Source organism: uncultured Sphingopyxis sp. (assembly GCF_900078365.1).
In the GTDB taxonomy this organism is placed as follows: Bacteria; Pseudomonadota; Alphaproteobacteria; order Sphingomonadales; family Sphingomonadaceae; genus Sphingopyxis.
The window spans coordinates 2,610,799-2,629,204 of record NZ_LT598653.1; the positions used below are offsets into that span (position 1 = coordinate 2,610,799).

The 18,406-nt window shown below is 66.2% G+C and carries 19 protein-coding genes; 9 read left to right on the forward strand and 10 right to left on the reverse strand.

Features of this window, described 5'->3' with window-relative positions; translation table 11 throughout:
* Positions 1-6: 6 nt before the first annotated feature.
* From rsmI to QZL87_RS12075, 4 genes are all read left to right on the forward strand, one after another.
* Positions 7-867, forward strand: coding sequence for a 16S rRNA (cytidine(1402)-2'-O)-methyltransferase (gene rsmI / locus QZL87_RS12060; protein ID WP_295319679.1), 861 nt, complete (start codon positions 7-9; stop codon positions 865-867).
* The gene (locus QZL87_RS12065; RefSeq protein ID WP_295319682.1) at positions 864-1,214 is read left to right on the forward strand and encodes a YraN family protein; all 351 of its coding nucleotides are present in this window, start codon (positions 864-866) and stop codon (positions 1,212-1,214) included. Before rsmI ends, QZL87_RS12065 begins: the two co-directional genes overlap by 4 nt.
* 171 nt (positions 1,215-1,385) lie before the next feature.
* Complete coding sequence (gene gshB, locus QZL87_RS12070; RefSeq protein ID WP_295319683.1) at positions 1,386-2,336, forward strand: glutathione synthase; 951 nt, start codon at positions 1,386-1,388, stop codon at positions 2,334-2,336.
* A 112-nt stretch (positions 2,337-2,448) separates the two neighbouring features.
* The gene (locus QZL87_RS12075) at positions 2,449-3,057 is read left to right on the forward strand and encodes a DedA family protein (RefSeq protein WP_295319686.1); all 609 of its coding nucleotides are present in this window, start codon (positions 2,449-2,451) and stop codon (positions 3,055-3,057) included.
* 185 nt (positions 3,058-3,242) lie between these two features.
* Here QZL87_RS12075 and QZL87_RS12080 read toward each other — a convergent pair whose 3' ends face one another.
* From QZL87_RS12080 to rph, 5 genes are all read right to left on the reverse strand, one after another.
* A complete protein-coding gene (locus QZL87_RS12080; protein ID WP_295326868.1) occupies positions 3,243-4,133 on the reverse strand; it encodes a tyrosine recombinase XerC in 891 nt (296 codons plus the stop codon).
* A gap of 136 nt (positions 4,134-4,269) precedes the next feature.
* A complete protein-coding gene (gene hemW / locus QZL87_RS12085) occupies positions 4,270-5,415 on the reverse strand; it encodes a radical SAM family heme chaperone HemW (RefSeq protein WP_295319688.1) in 1,146 nt (381 codons plus the stop codon).
* 31 nt (positions 5,416-5,446) lie between these two features.
* Positions 5,447-5,965 carry a DUF2239 family protein gene (locus tag QZL87_RS12090; protein WP_295319690.1) on the reverse strand — a complete coding sequence of 173 codons (519 nt, stop codon included), beginning with the start codon at positions 5,963-5,965 and terminating at the stop codon, positions 5,447-5,449.
* 56 nt (positions 5,966-6,021) lie between these two features.
* The gene (rdgB, locus tag QZL87_RS12095) at positions 6,022-6,648 is read right to left on the reverse strand and encodes an RdgB/HAM1 family non-canonical purine NTP pyrophosphatase (RefSeq protein WP_295319692.1); all 627 of its coding nucleotides are present in this window, start codon (positions 6,646-6,648) and stop codon (positions 6,022-6,024) included.
* The gene (gene rph / locus QZL87_RS12100) at positions 6,645-7,376 is read right to left on the reverse strand and encodes a ribonuclease PH (RefSeq protein WP_295319695.1); all 732 of its coding nucleotides are present in this window, start codon (positions 7,374-7,376) and stop codon (positions 6,645-6,647) included. The genes rdgB and rph overlap by 4 nt, the downstream gene beginning before the upstream one ends.
* 103 nt (positions 7,377-7,479) lie before the next feature.
* Between rph and hrcA the strand changes: the two genes are divergently transcribed.
* Together hrcA and grpE are read left to right on the forward strand one after the other, a co-directional pair.
* Complete coding sequence (hrcA, locus tag QZL87_RS12105; RefSeq protein ID WP_295319698.1) at positions 7,480-8,523, forward strand: heat-inducible transcriptional repressor HrcA; 1,044 nt, start codon at positions 7,480-7,482, stop codon at positions 8,521-8,523.
* A gap of 4 nt (positions 8,524-8,527) precedes the next feature.
* Entirely contained in the window at positions 8,528-9,082 is a 555-nt protein-coding gene (grpE, locus tag QZL87_RS12110) for a nucleotide exchange factor GrpE (RefSeq protein ID WP_295319700.1), read from the forward strand.
* Between the two features lie 125 nt (positions 9,083-9,207).
* On the opposite strand, the gene def is transcribed toward grpE, so the two are convergent.
* Together def and recR are read right to left on the reverse strand one after the other, a co-directional pair.
* The gene (gene def, locus QZL87_RS12115; protein ID WP_295319702.1) at positions 9,208-9,741 is read right to left on the reverse strand and encodes a peptide deformylase; all 534 of its coding nucleotides are present in this window, start codon (positions 9,739-9,741) and stop codon (positions 9,208-9,210) included.
* 31 nt (positions 9,742-9,772) lie between these two features.
* A complete protein-coding gene (recR, locus tag QZL87_RS12120) occupies positions 9,773-10,369 on the reverse strand; it encodes a recombination mediator RecR (protein ID WP_295319704.1) in 597 nt (198 codons plus the stop codon).
* A 176-nt stretch (positions 10,370-10,545) separates the two neighbouring features.
* Here recR and fmt point away from each other — a divergent pair, with 176 nt between their 5' ends.
* Positions 10,546-11,466 (forward strand): methionyl-tRNA formyltransferase, encoded by a 921-nt coding sequence (gene fmt / locus QZL87_RS12125; protein ID WP_295319705.1) that lies wholly within the window; start codon positions 10,546-10,548, stop codon positions 11,464-11,466.
* Complete coding sequence (gene truA, locus QZL87_RS12130; protein WP_295319708.1) at positions 11,463-12,203, forward strand: tRNA pseudouridine(38-40) synthase TruA; 741 nt, start codon at positions 11,463-11,465, stop codon at positions 12,201-12,203. The genes fmt and truA overlap by 4 nt, the downstream gene beginning before the upstream one ends.
* Before the next feature lie 144 nt (positions 12,204-12,347).
* Here truA and QZL87_RS12135 read toward each other — a convergent pair whose 3' ends face one another.
* Positions 12,348-12,875, reverse strand: coding sequence for a CarD family transcriptional regulator (locus QZL87_RS12135; RefSeq protein WP_037556573.1), 528 nt, complete (start codon positions 12,873-12,875; stop codon positions 12,348-12,350).
* 315 nt (positions 12,876-13,190) lie between these two features.
* Here QZL87_RS12135 and QZL87_RS12140 point away from each other — a divergent pair, with 315 nt between their 5' ends.
* Complete coding sequence (locus tag QZL87_RS12140) at positions 13,191-14,009, forward strand: SDR family NAD(P)-dependent oxidoreductase (protein WP_295319711.1); 819 nt, start codon at positions 13,191-13,193, stop codon at positions 14,007-14,009.
* A 24-nt stretch (positions 14,010-14,033) separates the two neighbouring features.
* On the opposite strand, the gene QZL87_RS12145 is transcribed toward QZL87_RS12140, so the two are convergent.
* Positions 14,034-16,103, reverse strand: a complete 2,070-nt coding sequence (locus QZL87_RS12145; RefSeq protein WP_295319712.1) for an alpha/beta fold hydrolase — start codon at positions 16,101-16,103, stop codon at positions 14,034-14,036.
* Between the two features lie 181 nt (positions 16,104-16,284).
* Positions 16,285-18,399, reverse strand: a complete 2,115-nt coding sequence (locus QZL87_RS12150) for a sodium-translocating pyrophosphatase (protein WP_295319713.1) — start codon at positions 18,397-18,399, stop codon at positions 16,285-16,287.
* Between the last annotated feature and the right edge of the window lie 7 nt (positions 18,400-18,406).

Genomic DNA, 18,406 nt, shown 5'->3' on the forward strand with positions numbered 1-18,406 from the left:
GGCGTCATGCCAGATTCGAACATCTCAAATTCTCCCTTGCCCGGTCTCTATATCGTCGCGACGCCCATCGGCAACCTCGGCGACATCGGCGCGCGCGCGGCCAGGACCCTGGCCCGCGCCGACGTGATCGCCGCCGAGGATACGCGCGTGACCGCGAAGCTGCTGTCGCATCTGGGTTTGCGTGTGCCGATGACCCCCTATCATGATCACAGCGACGAACGCATACGCGCCGCGCTGGTTGCGCGCATGGAACAGGAAGTTGTCGTTTTGGTGTCGGACGCCGGCACCCCGCTGATTTCGGACCCGGGATACAAGCTGGTACGCGCCGCGCGCGCCGCCGGGCGCCATGTCACCACCCTGCCCGGCCCCTGCGCCGCGATCGCCGGCATCACTCTGTCGGGCCTGCCGAGCGACCGCTTCCTCTTCGCGGGCTTCCTGCCGAACAAGGCGAAGGCGCGCGCCGACACGATCGCCGAATTTGCGGGCCTGCGCGCAACTCTGGTCTTCTACGAAAGCGGCCCGCGCCTCGCCGCGACGCTCGCCGCGCTCGCCGAGGGGCTCGGCGACCGCGAGGCGGCGGTCGCACGCGAGATCAGCAAGATGTTCGAGGAATGCGTCACCGGCACGCTGAGCGCCCTCGCCGCGCGCTACGAGGACGCGCCGCCCAAGGGCGAAATCGTCGTCATCGTCGGCCCGCCGGGCGAAGCAGTCGCCGAGGAGGCCGATGACGCCACGCTCGACGCCGCGATCCGCGACGCGATGAGGGACAAACCCGTCGCGCAGGCGGCGAAGGCGGTCGCCAAACGCTTCGGCCTCGACCGGCACGACATCTACGCCCGCGCGCTCGTGCTGAAAGAGCAGGCTTGAACCGCGCCGCCGCCGAAGCGCGCGGGCGCAAGGCCGAACGCCGCGCCGCCTGGTGGCTCCGCCTCCACGGCTGGCGCATTTTGGGCGAGCGCCTCCGCGTCCCCGTCGGCGAAGTCGACCTGGTCGCGCGGCGCGGACGCATGATCGCCTTCGTCGAGGTCAAATGGCGCGACCGGCCCGAAGACCTCGACCTCGCGATCGATCCGTACCGCCTCCGCCGCGTCGCCGCGGCCGCCGAAATGCTCGCCCCGCGCTTCGCGGGCCCGCGCGACGACATCCGGATCGACGTGATGCTCCTTGCGCCGCGCCGCCTGCCGCGCCATCTGGTCCATGTTTGGCAACCGTGAGGGTGTCTAAATATTCAAACCCCTCCCCTTCAGGGGAGGGGCAGCGAGACTTGGCCCGGCGCCAGCCGGGACTTTAGTCGAGCGGGGTGGGGGCCATCGGCCTTGCGCTACCTCGACAGACCCCACCCCAACCCCTTCCCTGAAGGGGAGGGGCTTGAGAAGGATAGACGAATGACCCTGCGCGCCGCGGTACAAATGGACCCGATGGACAATATCAACATCGGGGGCGACAGCAGCTTTGCGTTGATCCTGAAGGCGCTCGAACGCGGCTACGAGCTCTATCATTATGACGTTCGCGGCCTGACGTGGGAAGCCGGGCGGCTGACGACCAAAGCGCATCGCATCGTCGAGGCGCAGCGCGAGGCCGGCGCGCATTACAAGTTCGGCGACGAAGTGCTGCTCGACCTCGGCCGCGACGTCGACGCCGTGCTGATGCGGCAGGACCCGCCCTTCGACCTCGGCTATCTCACCGGCACCTGGCTGCTCGAGCGCATCCGGCACGAGACGTTGGTGGTCAACGATCCCGTCTCGGTCCGCAACGCCCCCGAAAAGGTCTTCGTGCTCGACTTCCCCGAATTCATGCCGCCGACGATGGTGACGCGCGAACTCGACGCGGTGAAGGATTTTCAGGCGCGATATGGCGCGGTGGTGATCAAGCCGCTCCACGGCAACGGCGGCAAGGCAGTGTTCAAGATCGACGCCGACGGCGGCAATCTGGGCGCCCTCGTCGAGTTGTTCGGGCAGGTTTGGCCCGAACCCTTCATGGTCCAGCAGTTCCTGCCGAGCGTCAGCCAGGGCGACAAGCGCATCGTGCTCGTCGACGGCGCGGTCGCGGGCGCGATCAACCGCAAGCCCGGCGAAGGCGAATTCCGCTCGAACCTCGCGGTCGGCGGCTATGCCGAAGCGGCCGAGCTCACCCCGCGCGAGCAGGAGATTTGCGACGTCCTCGGCCCCGCGTTGCGCGAACGCGGGCTGGTCTTCGTCGGCATCGACGTGATCGGCGGCGAATGGCTGACCGAAATCAACGTCACCTCCCCGACCGGCATTGTCGCGATCGACCGATTCAACAACAGCGATACGGCGGGCATGATCTGGGACGCGATCAAGCGACGCATCAGTTAGGCCATGATAAGCGTCATTGCGAGGAGCGAAGCGACGAAGCAATCCAAAGTGGTACAAGGCTACCCCTGGATTGCTTCGCTCCGCTCGCAATGACGAGGCGTTTTTTTGAATCATGACCGATTTCATCCTGAACCTGATCCAGAGCTGGGGCTATGCGGGGATTTTCATCCTCATGTTCCTCGAAAATGTCTTCCCGCCGATCCCGTCCGAAGTGATCATGGGATTGGGCGGGATCGCCGTCGCGCAGGGCCGTTTCGATTTCTGGATGCTCGTCGCGGTCGCGGTCGCGGGAACGACCGCGGGCAACTGGATCTGGTACGCGATCGGGCGCTGGATCGGCTATGAACGATTGAAGCCCTTCATCGACCGCCACGGCCGCTGGCTGACGCTCGACTGGGACGAAGTCGAGCGGCTGCACAACTGGTTCCTCAAATATGGCCCCGCGATCGTCTTCATCGCGCGCTTCATGCCCGTCGCGCGGACGATGGTGTCGCTGCCCGCGGGTATGGTGCGGATGAACCAGCTCAAATTCCTGATCTGGACCGCGGCGGGCTCGACGATCTGGATCGCCGCGCTCGCGGGCGCCGGCAACTGGTTCGGCAAGCAATTCGCCAACCTCGACGCCTTTGTCGGCCCCGTCGCGCTGGTCGCGATCGGCTCGCTGGTCGCGCTCTATATCTACCGCGTGATCACCTGGAAGCCGAAGACAAGGGGGGAGTGAACTGGCCGCTCGCCGCGGCGAAGACGGCCGCTATCGGCCGGTAGCGGCCGTTGAGTATCTCATTGTTTCGTCATTCCCGCGAAAGCGGGAACCCAGTGCGGGATCAGCCTATGCGCGCACTGGGTTCCCGCTTTCGCGGGAATGACGAAAGCGGGGAATGGCGGCTCCCCACCCCGAAGCGGCCCTCAGGCCCGCGGATGCGCGCTGCGATAAATGTCGAGCAAATGCGCGGCATCGACCGCGGTGTAGACTTGCGTCGAGGCTAGGCTCGCGTGGCCGAGCAACTCCTGCAGGCTGCGCAGATCGGCACCGCCCGCGAGCAGGTGCGTCGCGAAGCTGTGGCGCAGCGCGTGCGGCGTCGTGCGTTCGGGCAAGCCCAGCGCGCGCCGCGCCGAGCGCACGCTCGCCCGCACCACGCCCGGCTGGAGCGGCCCGCCGCGCGCGCCGAGGAACAGCGGCGTCTCCTTCGCGATCGGCCAGGGGCAAGCCGCAACATAGCGCGACACCGCCTTCGAGACGGCGGGCAGGATCGGTACGATCCGCGTCTTCGCCCGCTTGCCGGTGACGCGCAGCGTATCGCCGAGCGGCAGCGCCGCGCCGGTCAGCGACAGCGCTTCGCCGATGCGCAGCCCGGCGCCATAGAGCAGCAGCAGCAGCGCGAAATCGCGCGCGCCGACCCAGCCCTCGCGCGCATTGTCCTCGACATCCTGCGCCAGTTGCAACGCCTCGGCGGGCGCCACCGGTCGCGGCAGGCCCTTCTTGACGCGCGGCCCGCGCATCTGCGGCACGCTCGCGTTCGATCCGCCGACGAAGCGCAGAAACCCGCGCAGCGCGGAAAGCTCGCGCGCCGCCGACGCATTGCCGAGGCCTTCGGCGCGGCGCTCGGCGAGATAGGCGCGCAGGTCGTTCGGGGTGAGCGCCTTCAGCATGGGTGCTTCGACCGCGCCGCCACGGTAATCCGACAGAAAGGCGCAAAACCGCTCGGCCGTCGCGATATAGGCGCGGCGCGTATGCTCCGACCGACGCTTTTCGTGCGTCAGATGCGCATCCCAATCGCGGATCAGATTTTCAGCCAAACTCTCTTCCACCGTTTGCCCTGAGCTTGTCGAAGCCTGTCCTGAGCTTCGCCGAAGGGGGCCGTTCTTGCTTTGGCAAAGGTGAAGGAAAAACGGTGCTTCGACAAGCTCAGCACAAACGGACGTTTGGGAGAAGTCAGCCGGTCCGCACCACCTCGGAAAGGATCGAGTCGAGCAGCAATATACCCTCATCGGTCACCGACAGCCGGTCGCCCGCGTCGCGCATCAGCCCCTGCCCCGCCAGCCGCGCCACCGCGTCCGCATCGACGAACGCCGCGCGGCGCAAGCCGCTCCGCGCCTCGATCCGCGCCAGATCGATCCCTTCGGTCAGCCGCAGCCCCATCAGCATCGCCTCGGTGGCGCGTTCGTGCGGCGGCAGGTCGGCTTCGACTTTCAGCCCATGGCCGTTGCGCGCCACCGCCGCGATGAAATTCTCGGGCTTCTTGTGCCGCTCGGTCGCCTGGCCCCTGCGCCGGCCATGCGCCCCGGGGCCGACGCCGGCATAATCGGCGTAGCGCCAGTAAGCGAGATTGTGCCGGCTCTCCTGCCCGACGCGCGCATGGTTCGACACTTCGTAGCGCGGCAGCCCGACGGCGCGCGTCATCGCCTGCGTCGCGTCGAACAGGTCGGCGGCGGCATCACCGTCGGGGATGGTCAGGTCGCCTTTCGCCGCCAGCGTGGCGAAACGCGTGCCGGGCTCGATCGTGAGCTGATAGAGCGAGAGATGATCGGTGCCGAACGCGAGCGCATCCGCCAGCTCGCTTTCCCAGGCGGCGAGTGACTGGCCCGGCCGCGCATAGATCAGGTCGAAGCTGACGCGATCGAAACTCGCCTGTGCCGCCGCGATCGCGCGCCGCGCCTCGTCCTCGCTGTGCGCGCGCCCCAGAAATTCAAGCACTTTGGCATCGAAGCTCTGAACGCCTATCGAAACGCGGTTGACCCCGGCTGCGGCGAGGTCCGCGAAATTGGCGACTTCGACCGAATTGGGATTCGCCTCGAGCGTGATCTCGACATCGTCGGCGAGACCCCACAGCGCCTCCGCCTCGGCGATCACCGCCGCGACGGTCGCGGGCGGCATCAGGCTGGGCGTGCCGCCGCCGAAGAAGATCGACCCGACCGTGCGCCCGGGCAAAAGCACCGCCTCGTGCCGCAAATCGGCGAGCAAGGCCGCACGCCACGCCGCCTGATCGACGCTTTCGCGCACATGGCTGTTGAAGTCGCAATAGGGGCATTTCGACACGCAAAACGGCCAATGGACATAGAGGGCGAGCGGTTCGGCCATGGGCAGCGATATAGGGGCTGCCGCGCGGATGTCAGCCGCCTTGGAGCAATCGCGCGATATGGGCGCGAATATCCGCGGGCCATTCGGCGATCGACGCGGCAAAGCCCGCATCGTCGTCGCGGTAGAGCGCGCGCAGCGCCGCCTCATAACCCGGGCGGTCACCGCAGACGTGGCTCATGAAATGATAGGCCGCGTCGCGGCGCTGCTTCGCGTCGGGTTCGCCCCTGCTCGCGGCCTCGACCAATCGCCGCAGCGCCGCCGACGCGCCGCCCGGCTGCGCGGCGAGCCAGTCCCAATGCCGCGGCAACAGCGTGACCTCGCGCGCCTTGACGCCCAGCCGCGGGCGTCCGGCCGACGGCGCGGGCGCCGCTTTCGCGGCATCCCAATAGTCGAGGTCGGTCAAACGGCCGCTGCGGTCATCGAAAACGAGGATCGCGCCGAGATCGGCGGGATAGCGGTCCTCGAGCGTGCGGGTGACGCTTTCGCGGCTGCCCGCGGCAAGCTGCGTGTCGCCGAGGAAGGCGGTGACGGTGTCAGGATCATGAGTCATGCCGCCCCTTTATACCCGGATAAAATAAGAGTCAATATTACCCGGGCATAATTCAGCTATCCGAAAACCCCCGCCACCAGCTTTGCGAAGGCATCCGCGCGATGGCTGATCGCGTGCTTTTCCGCCGGGTCTATTTCCGCATAAGTCAGTAACTTGCCGGTTGGAACGAAGACTGGATCGTAACCGAACCCCAATTTCCCGCGCGGCGGCCAAGTCAGGCTGCCCTCCGCCCTGCCTTCGAAAACCTCGGCATGGCCGTCGGGCCATGCGAGCGCGAGGGTACAGACGAAACAGGCGCTGCGATCGACGTCCGCTCCCTGTTCGGCGAGCAGGCCCTCGACCTTGCCCATCGCCATATACCAGTCGCGCCCCGGATTGCCTTCGAACCATTGGCGTTCGGCCCAGTCGGCGGTGTAGACCCCCGGCCGGCCGCAGAGCGCCGCCACCTCGAGCCCGCTGTCGTCGGCGAGCGCGGGCAGCCCCGCCGCCGCCGCGCTCGCATGCGCCTTGAGCAGCGCATTCTCGCGGAACGTCTTTCCCGTCTCCTCGGGCTCGGGCAGGCCGAGGTCGCCCGCCGACACCGGATCGATCCCATAAGGTTCGAGCAGCGCGCGAATCTCGCGCACCTTGCCCGCATTATGGCTCGCGATGATGAGCTTGCCGGGGGCGAGTTTGCGCGTCATCCGCGCCCCGTCGCCCTGCCCGTCGCAGCGTCCTGCGCCGCGAAAATCTCGCCGCAGCCGATGCGCGCGAGGCGGAGCAGGCGGAGCAGGCCTTCCTCGTCATAGGTCGCGCCCTCGGCGCTCGCCTGCACCTCGACGATCTTGCCCATGCCGGTCAGCACGAAATTGCCGTCGGCCTCGGCAGTCGAATCCTCGTCATAGTCGAGGTCGAGCACCGGCGTGCCGTTGTAGATGCCGCAGGAGATCGCGCCGACCTTGTCCTCGATCGGATCTTCGGCCAGCGTCTTCGCCGCGAGCAGCTTGTCGACCGCGAGCCGCATTGCGACCCATGCGCCCGAGATCGAGGCGGTGCGCGTGCCGCCGTCGGCCTGGATCACGTCGCAATCGATGATGATCTGGCGCTCGCCGAGCTTCTTCATATCGACGACGGCACGCAAGGAGCGGCCGATAAGCCGCTGGATTTCCTGCGTTCGCCCCGACTGCTTGCCCTTCGCCGCTTCGCGGCTGCCGCGGGTGTGCGTCGCGCGGGGCAGCATGCCATATTCGGCCGTCACCCAGCCCGCGCCCTTGCCGCGCATCCACGATGGCACCTTCTCGTCGATGCTGGCGGTCACGAGCACCTTCGTATTGCCGAAGCTGACGAGCACGCTGCCCTCGGCGTGGATGGTATATTCGGTTTCGATGGCGATGGGGCGCATCTGATCGGGCGCGCGGCCGGAAGGGCGCATGGGGGAATCTCCTGTGGCTATATGCACGCGCGCTTAGCTGCGGAGGCCGGGCTTGACCAGAGCATAGCTTGCCCCCGGTCCTCGTCATCCCTAAATCCTTCGCATGACCACGCCCCCGATCACCGAACTCACCACGCGCGCGCGCGACGTGTTCCGGCTGGTGGTCGATGCCTATCTGGAGACCGGGCAGCCGGTCGGATCACGCACCCTGTCGAAGCTCGCGACGCTCAACCTCTCCCCCGCATCGATCCGCAACGTGATGCAGGATCTGGAGGAATATGGCCTGCTCACGAGCCCGCACACCAGCGCGGGGCGGCTGCCGACCGAGCAGGGGCTGCGCCTCTTCGTCGACGGGATGATGCAGGTCGCCGAGCCCAGTGCCGAAGACCGCGCGCAGATCGAGGCTTCCCTCTCGGATGCCGGCCCGATCGAAAGCGCGCTCGCGCAAGCGACCTCGGCGCTGTCGGGGCTGTCGGCGTGCGCGGGCCTCATCCTCGTTCCCAAGCATGAGCGGGTCTTGAAGCAGCTTGCCTTCGTGCCGCTGTCGGCGAACCAGTCGCTCGTCGTGCTCGTCGCGGGGGACGGAGCTGTCGAGAATCGCGTGATCGACATTCCCGCCGGGCTCAACCCCTCGGCGTTGGTCGAGGCGGGCAATTATATCAGCGCGACGCTCGCCGGGTTGACGCTGACCGACGCGATGGCGCGCGTGCGCCGCGAGATCGAGGCCGAACGGATCGCGATCGACCGCGCGGCGCAGGATCTGGTCTCGCGCGGCCTCGCCGTCTGGTCGTCCGACGGCGCCGACCGCCCGGTGCTGATCGTGCGCGGGCAGGCCAATTTGCTCGACGACAGCGCGGTCGGCGACCTCGACCGTGTGCGCCAATTGCTCGACGAGCTCGAAACCAAGCAGGACATCGCGCAGCTGCTCGACAGCGCGCGCGAAGGCGCCGCGACCCGGATTTTCATCGGGTCGGAAAATAAATTATTCTCGCTTTCGGGCTCGTCCGTGATAGCGGCGCCCTACCGCGGATCGGACGGGCGCGTCGTCGGCGTGGTCGGCGTGATCGGCCCGACGCGCTTGAACTATGCCCGCATCGTTCCCATGGTGGATTTCACCGCACAATCGCTCTCCAGACTGATACGATAGGTTTATGACGACACAAGAAAACGACACGCCGGTCGACGACGGCGCGAACACCGAAACCGAAACTGCCGAAACCACGGCCCCCGAAGGCGCGAACGACGAAGTCGCGCAGCTCGCCGAACAGGTCGCCGCGCTGCAACAGGACCTGCTCTACGCGCGCGCCGAGACGCAGAACGTCACGCGCCGCAAGGACAAGGAAATCGCCGACGCGCACGCCTATGCGTCGACCAAATTCGCGCGCGACATTTTGTCGGTCGCCGACAATCTCGGCCGCGCGCTCGCCGCGCTCAGCGACGAGCAGCGTGCCGACGAAGGCATCAAGCCGCTGGTGACGGGGCTGGAGGCGACCGAACGCGAGCTGATGGCGGTCTTCGAGCGCCACGGCATCACGCGCATCGCGGCGATCGGCCTGCCGCTCGACCCCAACCAGCATCAGGCGATGCTCGAAATCCCGAGCGACAAGGAAGCCGGCACGATCGTGCAGGAAATGCAGGCGGGCTATATGATGAAGGACCGGCTGCTGCGCCCCGCGATGGTCGGGGTGGCGAAGAAGGCGGATTGATCCGTACGCCGCAATAAAAGGGTGCATCCCCGCGAAGGCGGGGATCCATCTCCCGATGGTAGAAATCCGAAACGGCGGATGATGGACCCCCGCCTTCGCGGGGGCACACGGTCTTTTTCGCGACGCTACGCCGCTTTCCGCAGCTTCGCGAGCTTCTTCAGCACCATCTCGCGCTTCAGCCGCGACAGATGGTCGATGAACAAGATGCCTTCGAGATGGTCGTGCTCGTGCTGGATGCACGTCGCCATCAGCCCGGTCATGCGTTCCTGATGATGCTTGCCGTCCTCGTCCTGCCAGTCGACCGTGACCTCGGCGGGGCGCGTCACATCGGCATATTGTTCGGGGACCGACAGGCAGCCTTCCTGATAGACGCTATGCTCCTCGCTCTCGTCCGAAAAGACGGGGTTGATGAAGACGCGCGGGGTCCGGATCACCTTCTTGCCCTCGGGATCCTCGGGATCGGGTTCCTGCAGGTCGATGACGAGGATGCGCTTCGCCACCCCGACCTGGATCGCGGCCAGCCCGATGCCGGGGGCGTCGTACATCGTCTCGAACATGTCGGCGACCAGCGTCTTGAGCTCCGCGTCGAAGGTCTCGACGGGCTTGGAAATGACGCGCAGCCGCGGATCGGGGGTCTCTATGATGGGTAGCAGGGCCATGGGGTGCAGGTATGAACTCGAACGCCCGTCGTCAACCCACCGGCCGCCGCGCCCGCAGCGCCTGCGCCAGCGTCCCCTCGTCGAGATAATCAAGCTCGCCGCCCACCGGAAGGCCATGCGCGAGTTGGGTAAGCCGCACCGGATAGCCCTCCAGCCGCTCGGCCAGATAATGCGCGGTCGTCTGCCCCTCCAGCGTCGCGTTCATCGCCAGCACCACCTCGTCGATGCCGCCCGCAGCGACGCGCGCGACCAGCGCGTCGATGCTGAGGTCCTGCGGCCGCACGCCCTCCAGCGCCGACAGCCGCCCGCCGAGGACATGATATTTGCCGGGGAAGAGCCGCGACTTGTCGAGCGCCCAGAGGTCGGAGACTTCCTCGACGACGCACAAGGACCGCGCGTCGCGGCGCGGGTCGGCGCAGATCGCGCAGGGGTCCTGCGTGTCGACATTGCCGCAGATGGTGCAGGTGACGAGCCGTTCGGACACCGTCTGGAGCGCCGCGAGCAGCGGCGCGAACGCACTTTCGCGCTTCTTCATCAGATGCAGCACCGCGCGCCGCGCCGAACGCGGACCGAGGCCGGGCAGGCGGGCGAGTTGCTGGACGAGGGCTTCGATTTCGGTGGACGCCATGGGGTGGTGGTAGAGGGTGAGCGATCGGCGCACAATATCCCACCCTCGTCACCCCGGACTTGATCCGGGGTCCCGCTTCTCACCGTCGCTGAGCGGGACCCCGGATCAAGTCCGGGGTACGAAATGGGTGGCGCCGATCTTGCACAACCCCGCAACCTCCGCCAAAGGCGCAGCCCATGCGCATCGCCTTCATGGGAACGCCGCCCTTTGCGGTACCGACGCTCGCCGCGCTCCGCGCGGCGGGGCACGACATCGCGGCGGTCTATAGCCAGCCCCCCCGCCCCGCGCAGCGCGGCAAGAAATTGCAGAAAAGCCCCGTCCAGCTCTGGGCCGAGGAGCATGACCTGCCCGTCCGCACGCCAAAGAGCCTGAAGAGCGAGGAGGCGCAGGCCGAATTCGCGGCGCTCGACCTCGATGCCGCGGTGGTCGCGGCCTACGGCCTGATCCTGCCGCAGGCGGTCCTGGGCGCCCCGCGCGAGGGCTGCCTCAACGTCCATGGCTCGATCCTGCCGCGCTGGCGTGGCGCGGCGCCGGTGCAGCGCGCGATCCTCGCGGGCGATGCCGAAACGGGGGTGACGATCATGCAGATGGACGCGGGGCTCGACACCGGCGCGATGCGGCTGATCGAAACGACCCCGGTGGGACGCAAGAGCGCGGGCGTTCTGACCCACGAGCTCGCCGAGATGGGCGCGCTGATGATGCGGCGCGTGCTGAGCGAACTCCACGCCTTTCCGCCCGAGCCGCAACCCGATGAGGGCGTCACTTACGCGACGAAGATCGACAAGAGCGAGGCCCGGCTCGATTTTCTGACCAGCGCGGTGCAGGTCGAGCGACAGGTGCGCGCGTTCAATCCGGTGCCCGGCGCCTTCTTCGAACTCGAAGGCGAACGCTACAAGATACTGGCGGCCGAAGTCGTCCATCCCGCCGATACCGTCGCGGGCGCCGCGCCCGGCGTCACGCTCGACGATGCGCTCACCATCGCCTGCAACCCCGGCGCGGTCCGCGCGACGCGCGTCCAGCGCGCGGGCAAGCCCGCGATGGACTCCGCCGAACTGCTGCGCGGACGCGCCATCCCGAAAGGTACGCGGCTCGCATGACCCGCTTCGCCCTCACCATCGAATATGACGGCCGCCCCTATATGGGCTGGCAACGGCAGGCGCACGGCCCGAGCGTCCAGCAGGCGATCGAGGAAGCGATCCATCGCTTCACCGCCGAGGAGGTGCAGGTGTTCAGCGCCGGGCGCACCGACGCCGGCGTCCATGCGATCGCGATGCGCGCGCATGTCGACATCGACAAGCCGCTGACGCCGTTCAAGCTGACCGAGGCGCTCAACGCGCAGCTTCGCCCGGCGCCGATCGCGATCATCGGATGCGAGATCGTCCCCGGCGATTGGCACGCGCGCTTTGCGTGCATCGGCCGCGCCTATGAATATCGCATCGTCAACCGCCGCGCGCCGCTCACCTGGGACAAGGGGCTGTCGTGGCAGGTCGCGCGGCCGCTCGACACCGATGCGATGCACGCCGCGGCGCAGCAGCTGATCGGCCTCCACGATTTCACGACCTTCCGCTCGGCGCATTGCCAGTCGCAAAGCCCGGTGAAGACGCTCGACAAGCTCAGCGTCAGCCGCCACGGCGAGGAAGTGATCATCGAGGCCGCGGCGCGCAGCTTTCTCCATCATCAGGTGCGCTCGATGGTCGGCAGCCTGACATTGGTGGGCCACGGCAAATGGTCGGCGCGCGATTTGAAGGCCGCGCTCGACGCGGCCGACCGGAATGCGCTGGGGCTAAATGCTCCGCCCGACGGGCTGTATTTCGTGGGTGCGACCTACCCCTAGTTCGTCATTGCAAGCGAAGCGAAGCAATCCAGAGCGGTTTACGCCGGCCCTGGATTGCCGCGTCGCCTTCGGCTCCTCGCAATGACGACATGGAAAAAGGGCGGCCCTTTCGGACCGCCCTTTCCTTCATCGCTGTGGACGCGATTACACTTTTTCGGCGTAGTAGAGCGGCGCATGCTCGTTGAGGATCTGGAGAATCTTCGCCTGCGCGGTCTTTTCGTCGCTTTCTTCCATCGCGGCGAGTTCGCGCGCGAGACGGCTCGACGCCGCTTCGAAGATCTGGCGCTCCGAATAGCTCTGTTCGGGCTGGTCGTCGGCGCGGAACAGGTCGCGCGTCACTTCGGCGATCGACACGAGGTCGCCCGAATTGATCTTCGCTTCATATTCCTGCGCGCGGCGCGACCACATGGTGCGCTTCACCTTCGGCTTGGTGGTCAGGACCTGCAGCGCTTCCTTCAGCGTCTTGTCCGACGACAGCTTGCGCATGCCGACGCCTTCGGCCTTGTTCGTCGGAACGCGAAGGGTCATCTTTTCCTTTTCGAAACGAAGAACATAGAGTTCCAGCTGCATGCCGGCGATTTCGGATTTCTGCAGCTCGATGACGCGCCCCACGCCATGCTTCGGATAAACGACATAGTCACCGACTTCGAAAACGGGAGTGCTTGCGGACATTCAAGTTCCTTTCAGTGGCCTTGTCCGGGACGGGGAAGCGCGTGAACAACTCTGTATCCGGCCCTCTGCATTGAGGGGGATCGGGCTGTCAGGGCGGCGCTAGCCAGTCAGAGTGACAAGGGATGGGCTCCATCGGAAACGCCAAGCGTGCCCCAGCCCGGCGGCGGGAAGAGGCACAATGTCGGCGTGTTGATATTAATTATAACAGATTCGCAACAAAATTGCCACCCCCGCACGGAAATGCTTGGGATCGGCACCTTGACGGCTCCTCATGCCCGTTTCAGGTTGCAACGAAATCATAGATAGGGAGCCGGTATGAAAGATCAAACCTGGTGGGTCACGGGCGCCTCCTCGGGCATCGGCGCGGCACTGGCGCGGGCGCTGGCGGCGCGCGGCGTAAAGCTGGTCCTGTCGGGCCGGAATGTCGAGGCGCTGGAAGCCGTCGCGGCCGATTGCGGCACCGAAACGCTGGTCCTGCCGTTCGAGGCCACCGACTATGCCGCCCTTCCCGCCATCGCCGAGCAGGCCTGGGCGTGGCAGGGCCGCATCGACGGCCTCGTCAACAATGCCGGCATCTCGCAGCGCAGCCTGGCGATCGAGACCGGCTTTCCGGTTTATGAGCGGATCATCGCGGTCGACCTGCTCGCCCCGATCGCGCTGACCCAGCAATTGCTCCCGCGCATGGTCGGCGCGGGCGGCGGACAGATTATCGCCATATCGAGCGTCGCGGGAATCGCGGGCGTGCCGCTGCGCAGCGCCTATTCGGCGGCGAAGCATGGCATCATCGGCTACCACGACGCGGTGCGCGCCGAGAATGAGCATCTCGGGCTCAAGGTCCTCGTCGTCGCGCCGGGCTCGGTGCGCACCAACGTCAGCCGCAATGCGCTCAATGCCGACGGCAGCGTGCGGGGGACAAGCGACGCGGCGATCGACAATGGGCTGTCGCCCGATGACGCCGCCGCGCAGATGCTCGCCGCGGTCGATGCGGGCGTGCGCGAACTGGTGGTGGCCGAAGGCGCCGAAGCGGCGATCGCGCAGCTACGCCGCAGCGACCCCGACGCGCTGTTCGACCGGATGAGCGCGATGGTCCAGGCGGGCTATGCGGCGCAGATGGGGGCCGGCCGCGGGAAATAGCGCCCCGCGGCCGGCGGGCCAAGTTCAGTGCGCGAACTTGAAATTGGCGATCAACGGGTCGGCGGCCGGCTTTTTCGCATAATCGGCATCCGACGGGACATAGGCGGGGTTGAAGCGCGCGAGCCAGTTGGCCGCGCCGCCCAACCATTCGATCCGTTCTTCCTTGGTGAAATAGATGCCATAGTGGCCGTTCTTCGGCTGTTCGATATATTCGAAATCCGTGCCCTGCTGCTTGCCGCTCCCCTTCAGGCGCGACACCAGCGTGCGCGCCTGCGCGATCGGCACGCGCGGATCGCGCACGCCGTGGACGATCAGGATCGGCGCCCATTTGCCGTCGGTGTTGCGCGCCGGCGACACGTCGGACAGCGACGACGCGCCCTCGGCAAGATAGTTGGCGCCGAACGAACCCAGCAGCCCTTGGTCGAAATCGCGCATCATCGGCAGATCATAGACTCCCGCCCCCGCGATCGTGCAGCGCCAGCGAGTTGGGTCGCGTTGCGCCGCGCGCGCCGAAGCATAGCCGCCATAGGACCAGCCCATCATGCAGGCGCGCTTTGGATCGACGATCCCCTGCCCGGCGAGGTGATCGACGACATCGTTGAGATCGTCCTGCATACGGGTGCCGAACCCATCCTTGCGTCCGGCCTTTTGAAACTCGATCCCATAACCGCCCGACCCGCGATAATTGGGCTGAACGACGACATAGCCCTGTTCGGCGATCGCCTGCGCCCACTGATCATAGGAGGCATAGTCGCGAACGCCATAGGGGCCGCCGTGGGTCAGGACCACGACGGGCAGATTCTTCTGCCCCGCGCGCAGGCGAGGGGTCGTCAGGATCGCTTCAATCTCCAGCCCGTCGCTGGCCTTGTAGCGAATTGCCTTCACGGGATTCAGCTTGCCGTCGCCCAATGCGTCGCTCGCGTGCCCGATCAGCGAAAATTTCCCGCTTTCGACGTCGTACAGATAATAGCTTCCGACCTGTTCGGGGCTGGCCATCGACACGATCAGCCGCTTGTCGCCGTCGTCGCTGCTGACGATGACGGCATTGCCCTCGCCGAAATCCTCGGCCAGGAATTTCTGGACGGTGGCAAGGCGCTCGTCAGTGAATTTGCGCCGAATGCGATCGGTGGCATAAGCATAGCCGACGATCCCGTCGCGATCCTCGTTGGGGATGGCGGTGCCGACGTCATAGCCGGGAATCGAGAACAGCTTCTCCCCGATCTCCATCGTCGCCAGATTGGCTTTGTAGATCGCCCGATAGCCCTCGTGGTTGCTCGATACGATCGCCATGTCGGGCTCGTTCAAAAAGACGAGCGGCTGGATGCCGGCACCGGTGAAATTCTTGTCGACAACCTTCTGCACCGTCCGGAAATTTTCGCCCGCGTTGCTGCGATAGAGATAGCGTTGTTCGCCGCTGTCGCGATCGGAGCCGAACCCCATCCTTACCACGCCCTTGCCGTCGGCGGCCCAGCCGTCCACGATCGGATTGGTTCGCTGCACATTTTCAAGCACCTTGCCCGTCGCGACATCGACCCAATCGACCTGATAGCTGAACCTCCGCTCGGTATTGCCGTCGTCGATCTGACGACCGAGCAGAATACGCTTCTTTTCCTTGTCGATATGCAGGATGTTCGAGGCATCGGCGGTGGCCTGATCCCAGGCGAGCGGATGGGTCTTGCCGGTGTCGGTGTCATAGGCGGCGAGACGCTGAATATCGACGCGCTGGCCGAAGGCGGCGACGAATTCGCGTGAGGCCAGTTCGACGATCAGGTAACGATCGTCGACCCAGCGATAGCTGGTCACGTCGCGCTGCCCAGCTTCCTTGAAGGTCGAGGCGCGCGCGAATATCTGAGGTTTCGAGCCGGGTTTCGAGAGGTCGAGGACGGCGTAGCCGAACTCGTTGCCGGCACCGAGCGTCATCGCGATCTTCGTGCCGCCGGGCGACATCTGCAAGTCGCTCATCAGCGGCAGAGACGCGAGTGTGTCGAGACCGACCTTTTCCGCTACCGGCTTGCCTGGCGTCACCTGCGCGGCGACTCCCCCCGGTAGCGCCGCCGAGACGAGCAGCGCAGCGACAAATATCTTCTTGAACATAATTCCCCCGTTTGCTCGACAGGCGCAACCCACTGGCTTTCAAACCGATTGCGACGCCTATCCTCCGCCCGAGCCTATGAAAGCGGCTCGCGGTTGGCAATCATGATGATGGAATCGAAACCAAAAAGCCCCGCCGGATCGCTCCGGCGGGGCTCTTCATTGCCCGCGAGGGCGGTCCGGCTTACGCCGCGCCGTGCGCCAGCGCCGCGAGGAGCAGGATCGCCACGATGTTGGTGATCTTGATCATCGGGTTCACCGCAGGACCCGCGGTGTCCTTGTAGGGATCGCCGACGGTGTCGCCCGTGACGGCCGCCTTATGGGCCTCGCTGCCCTTGCCGCCGTGGTTGCCGTCCTCGATATATTTCTTCGCATTGTCCCAGGCGCCGCCACCCGAGGTCATCGAGATGGCGACGAACAGCCCGCCGACGATCACGCCGAGCAGCAGCGCGCCGAGCGCCTCCAATGCCGCGGCCGGGCCCGCGACCGCGCGGATCACGAAATAGACGACGATCGGGGCGAGCACAGGAAGCAGCGACGGGATCACCATTTCCTTGATCGCCGCCTTGGTGACGAGGTCGACGGTCCGGGCGTAATCGGGGCGGCTGGTGCCGTCCATGATGCCCTTGTTGTTCGCGAACTGGTCGCGGACGTCCTTCACCACGTCGCCCGCCGCCTTGCCGACCGCGGTCATGCCGAGCGCACCGAAGAGGTACGGCAGCAGCGCGCCGAGCAGCAGCCCGACAATGACATAGGGCGACGAGAGCGAGAAGGTCAGCGGCGCATCGATGCCGAGCGCGGCCGAATATTCGGTGATGTCGGCGGTGTAGGTGCCGAACAGCACCAGTGCCGCCAGACCCGCCGAGCCGATCGCATAGCCCTTGGTCACCGCCTTGGTCGTGTTGCCCACGGCGTCGAGCAGGTCGGTCTTCTCGCGCACGCTGTCATCGAGGCCCGCCATTTCGGCGATGCCGCCGGCGTTGTCGGTGACGGGACCATAGGCGTCGAGCGCGACGACCATGCCCGCGAGCGCGAGCATCGCGGTGGCGCCGAAGGCGATGCCGATGATGCCCGCGGTCTGATAGGCGACGACGATGCCGACGCAGATGACGAGCGTCGGCAGCGCGGTCGATTCGAGGCTGATCGCGAGGCCCTGGATCACATTGGTGCCATGGCCCGTTTCCGACGCCTTGGCGATGCTGCGCACCGGGCGATAATTGGTGCCGGTGTAATATTCGGTGATCCAGATGATTAGCCCCGTGATCGCCAGGCCGAGCAGCGAACAATAGAAAAGGTCGCTGCCGTTGAAGTCGGTGCCCGCAATCGTCGCGTTCATGTCGCCGAGCGCATATTGGGTCGAGAACCAGATCGCCGGGATCGACAGGATCGCGGTGACGAGGAAGCCCTTGTACATCGCGCCCATGACATTGTTCGACGAACCGAGGCGGACAAAATAGGTGCCGATGATCGAGGTGATGATGCACACGCCGCCGATCAGCAGCGGCAAGCTCATCAGCGGAACGAGCGCATCGCCCGCGCCCCTCAGCAGCAGAGCGATCAGCACCATCGTCGCGCCGACGGTGACGACATAGGTTTCGAAGAGGTCGGCCGCCATGCCGGCGCAGTCGCCGACATTGTCGCCGACATTGTCCGCGATCACCGCCGGGTTGCGCGGATCGTCCTCGGGAATGCCTGCCTCGACCTTGCCGACGAGGTCGGCGCCGACGTCGGCGGCCTTGGTGAAGATGCCGCCGCCGAGGCGCGCGAAGATCGAGATCAGCGAGGCGCCGAACGCCAGTGCGACAAGCGCATCGACGACGGTACGATCCTCGCCGCCGACGGTAAAGCCGCCGGGACCGACCAGATACCAGAAGAAGACCGCGATCGCGAGCAGCGCGAGGCCCGCCACCAACATGCCGGTGATCGCGCCGGCGCGGAACGCCATGGTCAGGCCCGCCTGCAGCCCGGTCTGCGCCGCCGCCGCGGTGCGGACGTTGGCCTTGACCGAGATGTTCATGCCGACGAAGCCGGCGACGCCCGAGAGCACCGCGCCGATGACGAAGCCCGTCGCCGAGATCGGGCCGAGGAACACCCCGACGAGAATGGCGACGACGACGCCGACGATGGCGATGGTGCGATATTGGCGGCCCAGATAGGCCTTGGCGCCTTCCTGGATGGCGCCGGCGATTTCCTGCATCTTCTCATTACCGGCGGAGGCGCTGAGCACCTGCCGCGAGGTAATGAATCCATAGAGCACAGCCAAAAGGCCGCACGCTATCGCGATCAAAACCGGATTCATGCGTGTT

Coding starts and splice junctions, on each gene's coding strand:
- rsmI (WP_295319679.1), top strand. CDS start 7: ATGCCAGATTCGAACATCTCAAATTCTCCCTTGCCCGGTCTCTATATC.
- gshB (WP_295319683.1), top strand. CDS start 1,386: ATGACCCTGCGCGCCGCGGTACAAATGGACCCGATGGACAATATCAAC.
- QZL87_RS12075 (WP_295319686.1), top strand. CDS start 2,449: ATGACCGATTTCATCCTGAACCTGATCCAGAGCTGGGGCTATGCGGGG.
- hemW (WP_295319688.1), bottom strand. CDS start 5,415: ATGGCCGAACCGCTCGCCCTCTATGTCCATTGGCCGTTTTGCGTGTCG.
- QZL87_RS12090 (WP_295319690.1), bottom strand. CDS start 5,965: ATGACTCATGATCCTGACACCGTCACCGCCTTCCTCGGCGACACGCAG.
- rdgB (WP_295319692.1), bottom strand. CDS start 6,648: ATGACGCGCAAACTCGCCCCCGGCAAGCTCATCATCGCGAGCCATAAT.
- rph (WP_295319695.1), bottom strand. CDS start 7,376: ATGCGCCCTTCCGGCCGCGCGCCCGATCAGATGCGCCCCATCGCCATC.
- hrcA (WP_295319698.1), top strand. CDS start 7,480: ATGACCACGCCCCCGATCACCGAACTCACCACGCGCGCGCGCGACGTG.
- grpE (WP_295319700.1), top strand. CDS start 8,528: ATGACGACACAAGAAAACGACACGCCGGTCGACGACGGCGCGAACACC.
- def (WP_295319702.1), bottom strand. CDS start 9,741: ATGGCCCTGCTACCCATCATAGAGACCCCCGATCCGCGGCTGCGCGTC.
- recR (WP_295319704.1), bottom strand. CDS start 10,369: ATGGCGTCCACCGAAATCGAAGCCCTCGTCCAGCAACTCGCCCGCCTG.
- fmt (WP_295319705.1), top strand. CDS start 10,546: ATGCGCATCGCCTTCATGGGAACGCCGCCCTTTGCGGTACCGACGCTC.
- truA (WP_295319708.1), top strand. CDS start 11,463: ATGACCCGCTTCGCCCTCACCATCGAATATGACGGCCGCCCCTATATG.
- QZL87_RS12135 (WP_037556573.1), bottom strand. CDS start 12,875: ATGTCCGCAAGCACTCCCGTTTTCGAAGTCGGTGACTATGTCGTTTAT.
- QZL87_RS12140 (WP_295319711.1), top strand. CDS start 13,191: ATGAAAGATCAAACCTGGTGGGTCACGGGCGCCTCCTCGGGCATCGGC.
- QZL87_RS12145 (WP_295319712.1), bottom strand. CDS start 16,103: ATGTTCAAGAAGATATTTGTCGCTGCGCTGCTCGTCTCGGCGGCGCTA.
- QZL87_RS12150 (WP_295319713.1), bottom strand. CDS start 18,399: ATGAATCCGGTTTTGATCGCGATAGCGTGCGGCCTTTTGGCTGTGCTC.